The sequence below is a fragment of the Cecembia lonarensis LW9 genome (assembly GCF_000298295.1).
Taxonomy (GTDB): domain Bacteria; phylum Bacteroidota; class Bacteroidia; order Cytophagales; family Cyclobacteriaceae; genus Cecembia; species Cecembia lonarensis.
In genome coordinates this window covers 1-16,184 of the sequence record NZ_AMGM01000083.1, presented here as the reverse complement: position 1 = coordinate 16,184, position 16,184 = coordinate 1, and the positions used below count along the sequence as shown (strand labels likewise).

Sequence of the window (16,184 nt, the reverse complement as noted above, 5' to 3'; positions counted from 1 at the left end):
ATTTTTATCTTTCACCAAACAGCCATTAGCATGAAAAGGACAGCTTTGGTATTAAGTGGAGGAGGTTTCAAGGGCGCATTCCAGGTAGGTGCACTGGCATACCTGAAGGAAAACTGGACAAAAATCATCCCTCATAAGCCCAATATGCATTTTGATATCATAGCAGGTGTGTCCGTCGGGTCATTAAACGGCCTTTTGATTGCACAGGATAAGTTTGGTGAATTGATAGAGCTTTGGGATAAAGTGGCCGAAAACGGCGTGGGTGAAATATACCAGTCTGACTTTATTGATACCCGCCCAGACCATTCTGATCCAGATCCGAAATTGAAAATGAGTATTTCTTGGAAAAGTATCAGAAAGCATTTTCCAAAAACAACCCGTAATATTTTATTGCGAGCCTTATTTAACCGGCAAAGGATGCTGGATGCCTTGAGAGAAGAGTTCCAAGGATTTCAGTCCATAGCCGACAATACGCCCCTCAGAAATAAACTTTTGGAATATGCCAAAAAGGAAAATATTCAAAACGCCATTTATAAATGTGGTTATGTTTCCCTTTCTGATGGGAAATATTTTGCGACCAAGCACGAGGACTTTGACAGCAATGAAGATTTTTTAGATGGAGTTTTGGCCTCCACGGCAATGCCTATCATTTGGAAACCCATTGAGAAAATCAAAGCCCAATCAAAAGTGGCACCGGCCCAACAAGTGGTAGATGGGGGTATCAGGAATGTATCGCCACTCAGTGATGTCATCAAAGAGATTGCAAGGAGTTTTCCGGACGATGAATTTACCATCATTATTATCAATTGCAATTCAGGAGAGATTCCTGAAGACCCACCCGGTACCAAGAGGAATATCGCTCAGATTGCTTTGAGATCCTTGGTGGAGATTTCCATTACGGAAATTTTTAATAATGACATCAAGGAGTTTATGGACAAAAACTACCTGGTCAAGCAGGTCAAAAGTAAGTTTCCCGAAGAGGTCATTCACGATTATGATTTTGCCAATAATGCCCAGGGCAAGCCATTGAAGTTTTTTGAGGCAATCATCATTCAACCGGATAATGGGATATTGGGAGACACATTGACGGCCAATCGTCCCTTGGTGCAACGCAGATTAAATCATGGTAAGCAAAAAGCCAAATTGGCCTTAAAGAAGCATCTTGAAAATAAAGATCCCTTTAAGTTTACGATCGTTTAATTTCTCTTGTAAAGGGAGGTGTTGCGCCTCAGAATTGATTTCTGAGTTCAATTCATTAGCTGGCGATTTGGGGCTTGGTTTTCCAACGTTCGTGCATCCAGACCCATTGGGTAGGGTCTTGATTGATCAACATTTCTGAGGCTTTGGATAAAGTCAGGGTATTATTAAACAGGTCATCGGCCTCATTACCAGTGGTGGTAATCTGTACTTCTGGAAAGATTTTTAACTGTTGCTGGTTATCTTGATCAAGATAAATGCCCATAGGGATAACTTTGGCACCTGTCCTAATTGCAAAAAGGGCAGCACCAACCGGGGTGGAAGCCGGCATGCCCATAAAGTCAACAAAAACACTTTTGACCTTGGTATCCTGATCAATCAACATGGCCACTACACCTTCTGATTTTAGATTTCTTACCACTTTTTTAAAACAGGCCAACTCTTTCATGTGCACAGATCGCATGACGTCCCCTGCATTCTTCCCAATCATGTGAAACACTTGTTTGGCCATTGTTTGGATTTCTTCATTGGATTTTTCTCGGCCATATACCATTGTTAAATGGCGGATTGTTTTTTTTCTGGCATCTCCAACTAGATAATAGGAAACCCCTCCCAAAAAGCCACAAAAGTAAAGGACCAATTTCCTGGGGGAATAATAGGCCATTAGCAAAATTGTCTTGACAAGAAGGTATAAAAAGTAATATTTGATGCGCTTGATAGCTGGCCGCTTTTTAGTTTCCATCGTGAAAATGAATTAAAAATATAAAGCTAAAACTTCTATTTGATTGAATTCCCTACTACAACTCTTACTAATTTACCTAAAGTAAGGAATTTTTCAGGACAATATATTTAGAATTAATTGACTAAAAGATAAAGTTCATTTGCGCTTTTTGGCCTATTGGTGTTATTTTTATAAAAAGCAATCTTTTAATTAAACAGCCCTATCTATGAAAAACGCAGTTTTCTTAATACCATTCGTTTTCTTTTTGGCCTGTAGCCAAAAGTCAGAGACTAAAGAACAGGTGGAAGAAATACTCAAAGAGATCGTAGAACCCGAAAAAACGGAACCCGAAGTATCTCAAGAAGTTGCTGAGTCCTTTGGCTTGATAGGTTCTTGGTCTATTCCTTCATCTTTTGGTGGTGGGGAATTAAAAATTGAGCATCACTTGGGAACCTACTACAAAAATGAAGAACACTCAGATGGCACTGTGCATATTGCGCCCATGGATATGGTGGAAGAAGGAGGAGAAAAATTGTTCAGCTTGAAGGATGAATCTTCTGATGATATCTGGGCAGTGACTAAAGATGGAAAGCTTGAACTAAGGTCCAGAGATGGGGTGAAGTATTCCAGTGAGGCTTTGTAAGGTAAATTTTCTAGATCAATTAAATAGGGGCTGCTTAAAAACAACTAAGACACTTTAAATCAATATTTAGAGAATGGTTTTTAGAAATCAAAGCGCAAGGTTTGCAAGCAAGATATATTGGAAATCTTGCATCAAATTATCAAAGTTTGATGATTTATAGCTTAGCCTCAGGTACAATATCTTCTTGGTAGGCTTCAGCTCGAAGTATAACATACGTCTTCGCTTGGAATCTATTGCACCTGAGTCTTTTTCAGCAGACCCTAAATACATAAGGCTGTCTATATTGATAAGACAGCCTCTTTAAAATGGTTTATAACCAACTGGGCCCTATTGCAGGTTATATTCAATCCCGACCGTTCTACTCCACAGTTACAGATTTGGCCAAGTTTCTTGGTTGGTCTACATTACAACCTCTCATTACGGCAATGTGGTAGGACAACTGTTGCAAAGGAACTACAGCCACCAAAGGCACAAATGCTTCCTCTGTCTCAGGGATTTCAATCACGTGGTCAGCCATATGCCTTACCGTGGTATCTCCTTCAGTCACTACGGCGATAATTTTACCTTTTCTTGCTTTTACCTCCTGAATATTACTCACTACTTTTTCGTAGGAGCTATCTTTGGTCGCGATAAATACCACAGGCATTTCTTCGTCAATCAACGCGATAGGTCCATGTTTCATCTCTGCAGCAGGGTAACCTTCGGCATGTATGTAAGAAATTTCTTTCAGTTTCAAAGCTCCTTCTAAGGCAACAGGGAAATTGTATCCCCTGCCTAAATACAAGAAGTTTCTCGCATCTTTGAATTCCGCGGCAATTTCTTTAATCTTATCGTTCAGTTGAAGGGCTTTCTCCACCTTTGAAGGAATGGTTTCCAGTTCGCTCAACAGCTGCATGTACCTGTTTTCTGGTAATGTACCTCTTTGATAGCCCAGCTTAAGTGCCATCATGGTCAATACTGAAATTTGTGCAGTAAATGCTTTAGTGGAGGCCACCCCGATTTCCGGACCGGCGTGGGTATAAGAACCTGCATGGGTTGCCCTAGGTATAGAGGAACCTACCACATTACATACACCAAAGATGGTGGCTCCCTTAGATTTTGCCAATTCTATGGCTGCTAAGGTATCTGCAGTTTCTCCGGACTGGGATATGGCAATGATGAAATCTCTTTCATTGACCACAGGATTCCTGTATCTAAACTCAGAAGCATATTCTACTTCTACCGGAATTCGGGCAAACTCCTCAAAAAGGTATTCTGCTACCAATCCAGCATGCCATGAGGTACCACAAGCAGTAATGATGATTCGGTCGGCATTTTGGAATTTGTTCATATAATCCCGGAATCCTCCTAGAACCAGCCTTCCATTTTTGGCATCCAATCTGCCCCTCATACAATCCGCTATAGACCTGGGTTGCTCATTGATCTCCTTTAACATAAAATGTTCATACCCACCCTTTTCAATGGCTTCTAATTCCATTTCCAATTGGTTGATATAAGGATTGGTCTCTACATTTTCAATGGTTTTGATCTGTAGCTTGCCATTCCTAATCACAGCAATCTCATAATCATCCAAGTACACTACCTGATTGGTGTATTCAATGATTGGGGTAGCATCGGAGGCCAAAAAGTACTCTTCATCTCCCACTCCTATGACTAAGGGGGAGCCTTTTCTTGCTGCAATCAGGGTATCTGGTTCTTCCTTATTCATGATTACTATGGCATATGCACCTACTACTTTATGCAGGGCAAGCCTTACTGCCTCTTCCAGACTGCAATAATTGTTGACATATATGTCTTCGATGAATTTGATGAAAACCTCAGAGTCTGTTTCAGAGTGAAAAACATATCCCTTATTCATCAAGTCTCTTTTCAGGACATCGTAGTTTTCTATGATCCCATTGTGGATCATGGCAAACTTCTCGCTTGAAGAATAATGGGGATGTGCATTCACATCGTTAGGCTCTCCATGGGTGGCCCATCGGGTATGCCCAATTCCAATTTTAGAATTTAAATTGGAAAGTCCATTCAAGTGGTTTTCCAATTCAGAGACCTTACCTTTTTTCTTGTAAATGCTTAATCCTTCTTGATTGAGTAAGGCTACACCTGCACTATCATAACCCCTGTACTCCAATCGCTTTAAACCTTTGATGATGATGGGCAAAGCTTCCTGCTGTCCCACATAAGCTACAATTCCACACATAGATAAAAATTCTTAAAAATTTTAACTCAATTGATAAACAAACATAGCAAAAAGGAGGCCAATTAGCCAACTTTTTTAAAAACTATCAATGTCATTATGTTACTTCTTAAAATAAACTTAAATTAAAATGCCCTTGCCTTGGAGTAAAAGATTTTAAGTACTGGGCTTCTTGAGTCCAATACAAATTCACGGAGAGATTGCCTGTATTCATCAGTCCCTCCTACCAAAGGGTAAAGAATAAAATCCCTTCTTTGCAAATTGCCCCTATAGATCGCATTCACATGAGAAGTAATGGTTTGCCGGTAGATATTATTTTCTCTATTATGTGCCAATAAGGCAGGTGCGTCTCCTACAAAGGGATCCCCAGTAGCGGGGTCAAATTGCGGTCGGCCATCTGATTGAACAGCGAATGCACCTAAATCTCCCAATAAAACCCTGTTTGTTTCATTGGTAAAAAACATTTGCAGAAATTGTGGAGGGCGATTGGTTGCAACATTACGCTCTAAAGGACCCATTTCCAGGGTTACTTGATTGAAAGTGACATTTTCTAGGGTATCCAAGAATGCATCCAGTGCACTCATATCCAGCTTAACCAATATCCCCGTATTATTTTTAGCACCTGCCCTTTCACCAAGATCATAAGCTACAAATTTTTCAGTAATTTGCGCTGTGGGTGTTCCTGTAGGATCATTAACGATCTGATTAAAATGTCTGGCAGAATTGTTATTTACACCTGTAGCTATTGGATATGCCCGGGATATCGTATCGCCTTCGTTTTTGTAAAAGAAAATAAAACCTGTATTGTTTCCAGGCCTCGCATTAAAGGAAGTATTTTCATCCTGTCCTCCCTTGAATACCAATCCTGGAAGAAAATTTCTGAATGTAAATATATCTGAAAAGGCAGACCCTTCTTTTAAAGCCTCAAATAGTTCAATTGCGAAGGCATTTTCCGTGATTGTTGCAAAAACTAAAGTGTCTTGTCGATTGGAGAAATTAAAACTTGAAGAGAATATTGGTTCTTCTTCATAATCTAGGCGACTGAAATTGTAATAATTGACTTCTCGAATTTGCTCATTTAAGCGGTGCACCTGAATGGTTTTATCAGTAGAAAGGTCATTCCCATTGACTGCCCTTATGCTGAAATTAAATCTCACGGAATCCAAAGTAGCAGTCGAATTGGGTCTAGCCAAATCCCTGTTGAAAAGTAGTCGAGAATAAGCAGTGGCTTCAGTTTTTCCAAAAAAATCGCCCTCATCACTACCAAAGACCAGTGATTCTGGATTGGTAGTAATAAGTGAATCTTGCTGTATAACAAGAGCAGTTAGGGGTATTTCTTGATAAAATACCCCTATCTGATTGTTATTTGGATCCAATTCCAAACCTAAGTTGGATGGATCTTCGCAAGCACTGAATATTGGAAAGGTGATCAAAAAACCTAGGGCCAGCTTAGCCGGCAAGGTCTGTATAGATATTATAATAACTTTCAAAAAGTTCTTCTTCTTCTTCGCTGTTGATCTCACACTTCTTGTCTTTAGAGCACTCTTCAATGAGTTGGCTTAGGTTTTCAGATATTTCTTCGCTCTTGATGATTACATCGGCATATTCCATACCTATTTTAAGGAAGCCTTCATAATCTTTAGATTTGAGAGGTGCTAAGATAGAATCATCAATGTCTACCATTTTCACTTTCTCTAACAAATCGTCGCCAAATTTATGGTTAAATCCGGTATTATAAATAGCGAATACGGATTTTGTATCTTTAAATAGTGGCTCGTTTTTGTACGTTGTTTTTAAGTACATGGGTATCAAGCTGGTCATCCAGTCGTTACAATGTACAACATCAGGTGCCCAGCCAAGCTTTTTGACCGTTTCGATCACACCTTTACAGAAGAAAATGGCTCTTTCATCATTGTCTTCGTAAAATTTTTCCTGCTTGTCGAAGAATACACTTTTTCTCTGGAAGTAATCTTCATTGTCTATAAAATAAACCTGAAGCTTTGCATTTGGGATAGATGCCACCTTGATAATCAAGGGTTTCTCTTCCTCTCCTACGGCAATATTTATTCCAGAAAGTCTTACTACCTCGTGTAACCTGTTCTTTCTTTCATTGATTAATCCGAATCTTGGAACAAGAATACGGATTTCCATTCCTTTTTCCTGCATGGCCTGTGGAAGGGCCCTCACGAAATTAGCTACCTCTGAGGTCTGAAGAAATGGATTGATTTCACTTGCAACGTATAGGATACGAAGTTTTGACATATCTTGTTGTTTTTGTTGAGGGATAATAATCGTACAAAGGTACAAAAAAAAACTGGTTCAGCCATTGTTTTTATCGATTTTGCTATAGCTTTGCCCCTATTTTACATAATTAAAATACAATACTGTGAAAATCCTCCGTACTAGGGATGAGGTAAAATCCTTTTATAAATCCTTAGTAGATGACAAATTATCCATTGGTTTTGTTCCTACTATGGGGGCTTTACATCAAGGACATCTGGACTTGGTGTCAAAAGCCAAAGAAAGTACTGATGCTGTCGTAGTTTCTATTTTTGTTAATCCCACTCAATTCAATAATAAAGAAGACTTTGACAATTACCCAAAAACTTTGGACAATGACTTGGAGTTATTGAATAATATCGGGGTTCATGGTGTTTTTATTCCTGATAATCAGGAAGTTTACGCCAATAGACCAACTCTAACATTGGATTTTGGGCCTTTGGAACGGGTATTGGAGGGAGCCTTTAGACCGGGACATTTTAATGGCGTTGGGATTGTGGTTTCCAAACTGTTAAATATTGTTAAGCCTCACAAGGCCTTCTTCGGGCAGAAAGATTTACAGCAGGTTGCGGTCATTAAAACACTTGTCCGTGATCTTTCTTTCGATGTGCAAATTGTAGTTGTCCCAACAGTTAGGGATCAGGATGGATTGGCGCTTTCATCCAGGAACTTGCGCTTGGATTCCACAAATAGGGAAAAGGCGCTGATATTATACAAGTCCCTTTCTTTTGCAAAGGCTGAACTTTGGAAGGGCAGGGATTGGTTAGAGATCCGGGCAAATGTGGAAACTGAATTTTCACGGCTGTCTGATGTGAACCTGGAATATTTTGAATTGGTGAATGCTGAACTCATGGAACCTATGGATATACTTCGGGATGATATTCCTCAATCCATTTGTGTAGCAGCTTTTGTTGGGGAGGTGAGACTTATAGATAATATTTCAGTAAATCATTAGTTTTGCGCAAAATTTCAAATACATGCAAATCCAACTATTAAAATCAAAAATCCACAGAGTTAAGATTACCCAAGCAGAATTGCATTATGTCGGCAGTATTACTGTAGACGAAGAGCTGATGGAAGCTGCTAATATTATCGAGCATGAAAAAGTTCAAATTGTTAATATTAACAATGGTGAGCGTTTGGAAACTTATGTGATTAAAGGAGAAAGAGGAAGTGGGATGATATGCCTCAATGGGCCTGCTGCCCGGAAGGCGCAAGTAGGGGATGTGGTCATCATTATCTCTTATTGTTCCATGGACTTCGAATCAGCTAAAAATTATAAACCGAAGGTGGTATTCCCCGATGATCACAATAAATTAATTTGATGTGAGACTAAATTACAAACAATGGATCCAGGTGGCCATCTCTTTGGGAGTGGCCATCTGGATCTTTTGGTTTTTGTATAAAGACATCAGCTTAGAAAGTCTACAGCGCGCTCTAAGAGAGACTTCTTTTTCTTGGATTGGGCTTTCTATTTTGGTATCTCTTCTGGGTTATTGGATCAGGGCTTGGAGGTGGAAACTTCTCATATCGGCTGGAGATCAAATTCAGGTGAGTACCTGGCGGACTTTTGTGGCCTTAATGATTGGTTATTTGGCAAATTTACTGGTTCCAAGGGCAGGAGAAGTGGCCCGGTGTGGCGTTCTATCTAAAACCCAGGAGGAACCCATGGGTAAATTATTGGGTACAGTGATTTTGGAAAGGACCATTGATTTATTGTTTATGTTGATCGTAATAGCCTTGGCCTTTTTGATGGAAAGTAGGTTGTTTTTAAGCTTAATTTCTGACTTGTTGTCATGGGAGAATCTATCGGCTAGGATCAGTAATTATTTACCTTTATTGATTGGTGGATTGATAATTACCGGTATATTTTTCTATTTCGTTTTTCATAAATACCGGGAGCGTAGTTTTTTTCGGAAGGTCCGGCACTTTTTAAGGGATATGACCAAAGGGCTCATTAGTGTCCAAAAAGTAAGGAACCAATGGGGTTTTTGGATGAGCTCTGTGGCTCTTTGGATCATCTATTACCTGATGATGTTATTTGTAGCATGGGCCATCCCATCTACTGCCAGCTTGTCATTAAGCGCAGTACTTCTGGTAATGGTAATGGGAAGTATTGGCATGGTAGCTCCTGTCCAAGGGGGAATTGGAACCTTTCATGCATTAGTGGCCTTTATTTTGATGGCATTTGGTTTAAATGAAGAAGAGGGAAAAATATTCGCTGTGATCATCCATAGTAGCCAAGTATTAACGATTGTTGTGGCAGGGTTGATCATGTTAGGGTTTTTCTTTAAAATTGACGCTAAAAAAGCATCCAAATCTTATTAATTTCGTAATTAGAAAAGCAAAATTTATAAAGTTATGATAATACTGATAGTTGTTGTATTTGCCATTTTGGGATTTGTTGTCAGCAGCAGGCTGAAAAGTAAGTTTAAAAAATATTCCCAAACATCCTTGAAGGCCAACTTATCCGGAAAAGAGATTGCAGAATTGATGTTGGCCGATCATAATATCCGTGATGTACAAGTCTTATCTGTGGAAGGTCAGCTGACAGATCATTACAACCCCATGAATAAGACGGTAAACCTTAGTCCAGATGTATATTATGGGCGAAATGCAGCAGCAGCAGCAGTTGCGGCCCATGAGTGCGGTCATGCCATTCAGCATGCCACTGCTTATTCTTGGCTAAAAATGCGTTCTGCCATGGTTCCCGTTCAAAATGCCAGCTCTAAAATCTTAAATGTAGTATTGATTGCCTCTCTTTTTGGGGGGGTTGCCTTAGGGTTTTCCACTGATCTGATTGGGGCTATTATTGTTGGTGCTTATGGTATCATGACACTTTTCACTTTAGTTACCTTGCCCGTAGAATTTGATGCCAGTGCCAGGGCCTTGGCATGGGTAAATAACCGGAATGTAGTTACAAGAGAAGAGTATGCTATGTCCAAAGATGCCTTGAAATGGGCAGCGATGACATACGTGGTAGCAGCTTTGGCGGCCTTGGCAACATTAGCCTACTACATCATGATTTTCTTTGGAAACAGAGATTAATTTCAGAAACCAAAATTGGTAATTTGAGTTTACATTAAAGGGGCAAGAGATTGCCCCTTATTTATTTTGTAACTAACTTCCAGTCTTAAAATTATATAACCCAAATATCATATAGTTATGCATTTTGAATATACAGAGGAGCACATAGCAGTGCGGGATGCGGCAAGAGATTTTGCTCAGACAGAACTATTGCCAGGCGTTATCGATAGGGATACTGAGGCAAAATTCCCCTATGAACAAATTAAGAAAATGGGTGATCTTGGTTTTATGGGTATGATGGTTGACCCAAAGTACAATGGTGGTGGCATGGATACGATTTCCTACGTGCTAGCTATGGAAGAAATTTCAAAAATAGATGCATCAGCCTCTGTTTCTATGTCTGTCAACAATTCTTTGGTTTGTTGGGGACTCGAAAAATATGGGACAGAAGCCCAAAAAGAAAAGTATTTGAAAAGGTTGGCTACAGGAGAAGTCATTGGTGCTTTTTGCTTGTCTGAACCAGAAGCTGGTTCTGATGCAACTTCTCAAAAAACAACCGCTGAATTCAAAGGAGAGTATTACCTGCTCAATGGAACCAAAAACTGGATAACAAATGGTTCAACAGCTTCTATCTACCTGGTGATTGCCCAGACTGATCCTGCCAAAGGGCATAAAGGGATTTCAGCTTTCATTGTAGAAAAAGATTGGGAAGGTTTTGTCGTCGGTAAGAAAGAAGACAAACTTGGTATAAGAGGTTCAGATACGCATTCCCTGATGTTTACTGATGTCAAGGTTCCAGTTGAAAATAGAATAGGAGAAGAAGGTTTTGGATTTACGTTTGCGATGGAAACGCTTAATGGTGGAAGAATTGGAATCGCTGCTCAGGCTTTGGGTATTGCTTCAGGTGCTTATGAATTGGCGCTTGCTTATTCAAAAGAGCGCAAAGCATTTGGCAAGCCCATAAGTCAGCATCAGGCTATACAGTTTAAGTTGGCAGATATGGCTACGCAAATTGAAGCTGCCCGTTTATTAGTAGTAAAGTCCGCTTGGTTGAAAGATCAGGCTATGGACTATGCCCATGCCAGCGCCATGGCCAAATTATATGCTTCAGAAGTTGCCATGAATGTAACCGTAGAGGCCGTACAGGTCCATGGTGGATATGGTTATGTCAAAGAATACCATGTAGAAAGATTGATGCGTGATGCAAAAATTACACAGATTTATGAAGGTACCAGTGAAATTCAAAAAATAGTTATATCGCGAGGTGTTTTAAGATAATCCGTTTATTATTTGAGTAAAGGGTATAAAATCTACATTTTATGCCCTTTTTTTATCCTTTCTTGATTTTTTATTAATTTTTTTTACTTCTTTCTAGAAATTTAATATAGTTTTACCAAAAACTTAATCTTGTTGTCTTCATGGAATATTACAACAAAGTCATCGAATCGGTAGGTGTTCGCTTTTTAAAAGGCAATAACTATAAGGTTGAAAAGCCTGTCAGCATTTCAGATTATCAAGACACGGATAATGCTTTGATACTGCTCCACCGTGGCAGCTTGAAATTTGGAGAAGAACAGGAAGTGGTCAATGAAGGAGAAATACTCTTTTTACCTTCGGGAAGAAAAACCAATTTAGCTTTCGGTTCTGTTGGCAAGAAGAGTGAAATCAGTAATGAAAGTTTTCTCGATAACAAAAGAAAATACTTACAGACGATCAGCTTTAAAGAAATTAAATCCCTTGACGAGGATTGCTTATCAATTGTAAACTTTGAAGCCAAGGTTTTTGATGTGGTCAATTTCTTTAACTCCTTAGGAATTCCTCCATTTGTCATTCGCTTCAATGATAGGATTGCCACCATCATCGAGGATATGGTGAAAGAAAATGAAAATCAGACCCCTGGCAAGGAGAGGGTTATGAAAATTCATACTGAGCTTTTGGTGATTGAAGTGGTCAGACACGTATTAAAAAACAGGCTCTTTATGGAAGAGCTATCCACCAACAGCACTTATTTCAAAGACCCAAGGTTGATTGATTTATTCAATTACATCAAGAAAAATATCGGAGGAGATTTATCCAACAAGGTGCTTGCTAAAGTGGCGAATGTATCAGAAGATTATGTAGGTCAATATTTTAAAATGCTGACAGGTATCAATCCGCAGGATTACATAGAGTACCAACGAATGGAAGCAGCAGTAGAACTTTTAAGAACTTCTAAGAAAAGCATCAGAGATATAGGAAAAGAAGTGGGTTATAAGGATACAGCCTACTTCTGTAGACGCTTTAAGATGATGTATGGATTGCCGGCAGGAAAAATGCGACGAAGAGAATCATTAATCAACGTCCAAGGCTAAAAAAAGAGGCTGTTCCGATTGAAGGAACAGCCTCTTTTTTGGTCTAATTGCAGGGATCAAATGGAATTACTGCATATGATGCCTGGGGCTTGTTTTCTTTTATAAACTTTTTACCTGTCTTTTAAGGCCTCGCATCTATCATAAGAAGGATCTACATCTATAAAAACATCTTCTTTGGCAGTAAGGAACCATTTACTCAACAATTCTTCTTCTTTCTTTCGTCTGGTAGCTGCTTTTAGCTTTTCATAATCATCATCCATATTTGCCCTGTGCGCGGGGAAGCGCTCTTTATAGTATAAGATTCTTACTTTGGTGCCCTCTCTTTCATCTTCAAACCTCATCGGCGGTGTCATGGCACCTACTTCCATCGTGTCCAACGTGAAATATAATAAAGGGTCATCAAGAGTCCTTAATGTCAATCTGGAAGATGCAGTTTGTGGATCTGTAAAAAATCCACCATTGTCCGAGGTAGATCTGTCATCAGAATATTCTTTGGCGGCTTTGGCAAAAGCAATTTTCCCATCATTGATTTGGGATTTCAAGCTATCCAAGTACCTCTCCGCTTTCTTAATATCATCTTCCGATGCCCTTGGTCTTATCAATATATGCCTTGTATTGAAGGTATTGCCTCTTCTTTCTAATAACTGAATCATATGAAAGCCAAACATGGTTTCGACAGGATCGCTGATTTCACCTGGTCTTAAACCCAAGGCCGTCGCTTCATACTCTGGGGCTAATTCACCACGGCGGAAAAAACCAAGTTCTCCACCCATTGCCGCGGAACCAGGGTCTTCGGAGTATTGCCTGGCTAAAGTTTGAAAATCAGATCGCCCATCCTGAATCATTTCTTTAAAACTCCTTAGCTGGTTGACAATATCATTTTTCACACCTTCATTGACCTCAGGCTTTTTTACAATCTGTCCTACCGTAACCTCTGCGGAGAAGAATGGTAAGGAATCTCTGGGAATGGAATTGAAAAACCTTTTGACCTCTACCGGTGAAACTGTCAAGCCCTCCGTTATTTTGGATTGCATCTTTTGGATGACTAGCTGTTCACGCAAGGATTCCTCAATTTCTGATTTCATTTGATCTGCGGTTTTTCCATAGATCTCCGGTAAAACACTTTCATCTCCTCCCAATTGAGCGAGTATCATGGCAAACCTTTGGTCTGCCTGTATCATTACCTCTGCATCTGAAACCATCACAGAGTCCAATTCAGCTTTGGCAACCATCAATTTATTGATCAACAATGATTCAAAAACGTCACATCTTGAGGGTGTTTCAAATCCCTGACGGGATTGTGCAATAGCATCCAAATAAGCCCTTTGTACATCTGATTCCAAAACGATGTAATTGTTGACTTTTGCAACGATTTTATCCAGTACCTGTCCTATTACCGGAGCGGTACTGTTTTGTTCATTTTCCTGACCAAAAGTAACATGGACAAAACATCCAAGAAATAAGACCAGGATAAACTTAAATTTACTCATAAATTTTAAACGCATTATTTTCAAGTGCACGGTTGTAAATTTCCTTTTGTAATTCTTCGACGAGTTGAATCCTCTTTTTGTTGAGTAGGATTTTGGTTATTTCGTCTCTCACAAACTCCAATGGCGGGGTTTGATCCTCTAGTTTGTATTCTAATATTCTAAAGTAATACTTGTACCGCTCATCTTCTACGGTAATCAGTTTATTGTTTCTAAGTAAACCTACCATATTTGAATTCCCAGCAAGAGGCGTATTAATGACAATGTCATCTATTTTTACCCAGACAGCATTTTCAAGGAAATAATTAGTAGCTTGTTCCAAGGCAATTTTTTGAATAGCTGATTCCTGTTCGCCTTCAGCTAACCTCAATAACCTCTCCAAGTTTCTGTTTTGAGGATTGTTTCTTTCCAGTTTTAGAAAGTTGACCCTAGCAATAATTTCTTTTAAAGTGAAATTATCACGGTTGAGTTCATAATAAGCTTCAATTTCCTGCTCAGGAATCTGGGTGTCCAGATTTTTTTCCAAATAGTCCTTCTCAAATTCATATACCATTAAGGCATATTTATAATCAAGAAGCTTCCTGTTAATTTCTGACTCATCGATCAACTTAGCTTTAGATGCTTCTTTGATCATCAACTGTTTTCTGATCCAAGATTGGATATAACGTTCAATAATATTGCTACTATCTAAAGAAGAGAGCCCACTGGTATTAACCAGCTTGAGGTCTGACTTCCTTAGCATTTGTTGGTCTACTGAAGCTACTACAGGGTCATCTTCTTCCTCGCTGGATGATTTAAACTGGAATAAATCACATGAGCTGAGAAAGATTAATAAGAGGATCCAACAGTTGTTAATTTTTAACGGCAAGTTGATAGATTTTATTTTTTTCATCCTCATTTATGCGGATGATATAGTTTTCTTTTAATTTTTGAACGAGTTGTTCATCCAAGAATTGCTGGTAATCTTGGATTACTTTCCCCCTGGTTTCATTAAACCTTTTGGCTTCGGGAGAAATTTTCTCACCGATAACAACAAAGGCAGTTCTTCCATTTAGTTTAATTTCCTGAAATGCTTTTTGGATATTCACCTTCGATAAAACCGGGTGCGTTTCCCATTCATAAAGCCCCTCTTCCATGGTAAAGCTCAATGGATCTTCGAGCAGAAATGTATTTTCTAAACGGTCAGAGAGATTTGGGCCATATTTTTTATCAGAAAGAAAACGCCTGACACTAGCTGTGTTTTCTTCCTTACCCATATTGACTATAAGTGCCCTTACCCGTTCTTTCCAGAAATAATTTTCTTTATTTTCCTCATAAAAGGCAACTTGGCCAAGGCTATCCATCAGTGCTTTTTGCCAGACTTGATCGTTCATGAGTGAAAACAAAAGAATACCATCTCTATACTCCTTAAGTAAGAGTCTGTATTCTTCATTATTTGCTGCTAAATCCTGTTCTTCGGTTTGATTGAGTGTGTTTTCTATAAAACGGTCAAGGGAAGTGGCTAGATTGCTCCTTGACCCAATCCGGATTTTATTTTTTTCACTTTCAATATATTCAAGCAAGTTGGAGACCGTTTTAATCTGATCTTGAACAGAGAAAATGGTACTTTCCACTAATTCCTTGTCAGTGATTATTTGCTTTAAATCCTCCAGAGAACTCTCTTTATCCAGAAGTTCCTGTATTTGTGTAAAGACTGGTGGGTTCTCCTGGAAACCGTACCTTGATTTTTGTATTGCTGTCACCTGTGATTGGATTAAGGTAGACCTGCTGTCTCTAAGTATCCTTGATTTGATGGAAGCCTCCATTTCTTCGTAATCAGGAATTGGCCTTCGTTCTTCCAACCTGATGATATGGTAACCATAAGGCGTTTTGACAGGGGGAGAAATTTCACCTTCTTCGGTCAGTGAAAATGCTGCCCGTTCAAACTCTGGAATTACAGCACCCAGTCCAATCCATGGTAAAGCCCCTCCCGTATTTTTACTTCCAAGATCCTCAGAAAACATTTTGCAAACCTCTTCCCAGACACTTTCAGGTTTTTGGAGTTCCGTATAAATATCCCCGACTTTTCTTAGAGCCCGCTCCTCTGAAACAGGGTCTCCTGGCTGTGCCCTAACCAAAATATGTGATACTTTAACCTCTCCTGGATTAGGTTTTCTATCCTCTAATTTAATAATATGGTATCCGAAATTTGTCAAAACAGGATCGGATATTTCCCCTATTTCCAGGTCAAAAGCGACGTCTTCAAATTGGTGTACCATCTGGAGGGCCGTGAAGTAACCAA

General features: G+C 39.3%; 15 protein-coding genes. 8 read left to right on the top strand and 7 right to left on the bottom strand.

The genetic code is table 11. The features are described from left to right. Nucleotides 1-1,200: patatin-like phospholipase family protein (locus B879_RS17390; protein ID WP_238542160.1), on the top strand; the 1,200-nt coding region annotated here is incomplete at its 5' end. Nucleotides 1,201-1,255: 55 nt separating this feature from the next. Here B879_RS17390 and B879_RS17385 read toward each other — a convergent pair. Then, complete coding sequence (locus B879_RS17385) at nucleotides 1,256-1,939, bottom strand: lysophospholipid acyltransferase family protein (protein ID WP_009186526.1); 684 nt, start codon at nucleotides 1,937-1,939, stop codon at nucleotides 1,256-1,258. Between the two features lie 205 nt (nucleotides 1,940-2,144). Here B879_RS17385 and B879_RS17380 point away from each other — a divergent pair, with 205 nt between their 5' ends. Beyond that, entirely contained in the window at nucleotides 2,145-2,561 is a 417-nt protein-coding gene (locus tag B879_RS17380) for a hypothetical protein (protein WP_009186525.1), read from the top strand. A 358-nt stretch (nucleotides 2,562-2,919) separates the two neighbouring features. Here the strand turns inward: B879_RS17380 and glmS are convergent, their stop codons facing one another. The 3 genes from glmS to B879_RS17360 all read right to left on the bottom strand — a co-directional run bounded on the left by glmS (nucleotide 2,920) and on the right by B879_RS17360 (nucleotide 7,020). Next, nucleotides 2,920-4,761, bottom strand: coding sequence for a glutamine--fructose-6-phosphate transaminase (isomerizing) (gene glmS, locus B879_RS17370; protein ID WP_009186524.1), 1,842 nt, complete (start codon nucleotides 4,759-4,761; stop codon nucleotides 2,920-2,922). A gap of 122 nt (nucleotides 4,762-4,883) precedes the next feature. Continuing rightward, on the bottom strand, nucleotides 4,884-6,248 hold the full coding sequence (locus tag B879_RS17365; RefSeq protein ID WP_238542159.1) for a DUF4270 family protein: 1,365 nt from the start codon (nucleotides 6,246-6,248) through the stop codon (nucleotides 4,884-4,886). Beyond that, nucleotides 6,208-7,020 (bottom strand): glycogen/starch synthase, encoded by an 813-nt coding sequence (locus B879_RS17360; protein ID WP_009186522.1) that lies wholly within the window; start codon nucleotides 7,018-7,020, stop codon nucleotides 6,208-6,210. Before B879_RS17360 ends, B879_RS17365 begins: the two co-directional genes overlap by 41 nt. Nucleotides 7,021-7,144: 124 nt before the next feature. Here B879_RS17360 and panC point away from each other — a divergent pair, with 124 nt between their 5' ends. The 6 genes from panC (at nucleotide 7,145) to B879_RS17330 (ending at nucleotide 12,416) form a co-directional block, all read left to right on the top strand. Then, nucleotides 7,145-7,993, top strand: coding sequence for a pantoate--beta-alanine ligase (gene panC, locus B879_RS17355; protein WP_009186521.1), 849 nt, complete (start codon nucleotides 7,145-7,147; stop codon nucleotides 7,991-7,993). Nucleotides 7,994-8,015: 22 nt separating this feature from the next. Continuing rightward, the gene (panD, locus tag B879_RS17350) at nucleotides 8,016-8,363 is read left to right on the top strand and encodes an aspartate 1-decarboxylase (RefSeq protein WP_009186520.1); all 348 of its coding nucleotides are present in this window, start codon (nucleotides 8,016-8,018) and stop codon (nucleotides 8,361-8,363) included. Between the two features lies 1 nt (nucleotide 8,364). Next, entirely contained in the window at nucleotides 8,365-9,366 is a 1,002-nt protein-coding gene (locus B879_RS17345; protein WP_009186519.1) for a lysylphosphatidylglycerol synthase transmembrane domain-containing protein, read from the top strand. A gap of 33 nt (nucleotides 9,367-9,399) precedes the next feature. Next, entirely contained in the window at nucleotides 9,400-10,086 is a 687-nt protein-coding gene (locus B879_RS17340; RefSeq protein WP_009186518.1) for a zinc metallopeptidase, read from the top strand. A 117-nt stretch (nucleotides 10,087-10,203) separates the two neighbouring features. Continuing rightward, nucleotides 10,204-11,343: an acyl-CoA dehydrogenase gene (locus tag B879_RS17335; RefSeq protein ID WP_009186517.1), complete on the top strand. Its 1,140-nt coding sequence runs from the start codon at nucleotides 10,204-10,206 to the stop codon at nucleotides 11,341-11,343. 140 nt (nucleotides 11,344-11,483) lie between these two features. Then, nucleotides 11,484-12,416: a helix-turn-helix domain-containing protein gene (locus B879_RS17330; protein WP_009186516.1), complete on the top strand. Its 933-nt coding sequence runs from the start codon at nucleotides 11,484-11,486 to the stop codon at nucleotides 12,414-12,416. Nucleotides 12,417-12,526: 110 nt separating this feature from the next. Here the strand turns inward: B879_RS17330 and B879_RS17325 are convergent, their stop codons facing one another. The 3 genes from B879_RS17325 to B879_RS17315 all read right to left on the bottom strand — a co-directional run. Further along, on the bottom strand, nucleotides 12,527-13,906 hold the full coding sequence (locus tag B879_RS17325; RefSeq protein ID WP_009186515.1) for a peptidylprolyl isomerase: 1,380 nt from the start codon (nucleotides 13,904-13,906) through the stop codon (nucleotides 12,527-12,529). Next, complete coding sequence (locus B879_RS17320) at nucleotides 13,899-14,795, bottom strand: peptidylprolyl isomerase (RefSeq protein WP_009186514.1); 897 nt, start codon at nucleotides 14,793-14,795, stop codon at nucleotides 13,899-13,901. The genes B879_RS17325 and B879_RS17320 overlap by 8 nt, the downstream gene beginning before the upstream one ends. Further along, nucleotides 14,755-16,184 (bottom strand): peptidylprolyl isomerase (locus tag B879_RS17315; protein WP_040401027.1); only part of this gene is annotated, 1,430 nt, incomplete at its 5' end. The genes B879_RS17320 and B879_RS17315, both read right to left, overlap by 41 nt.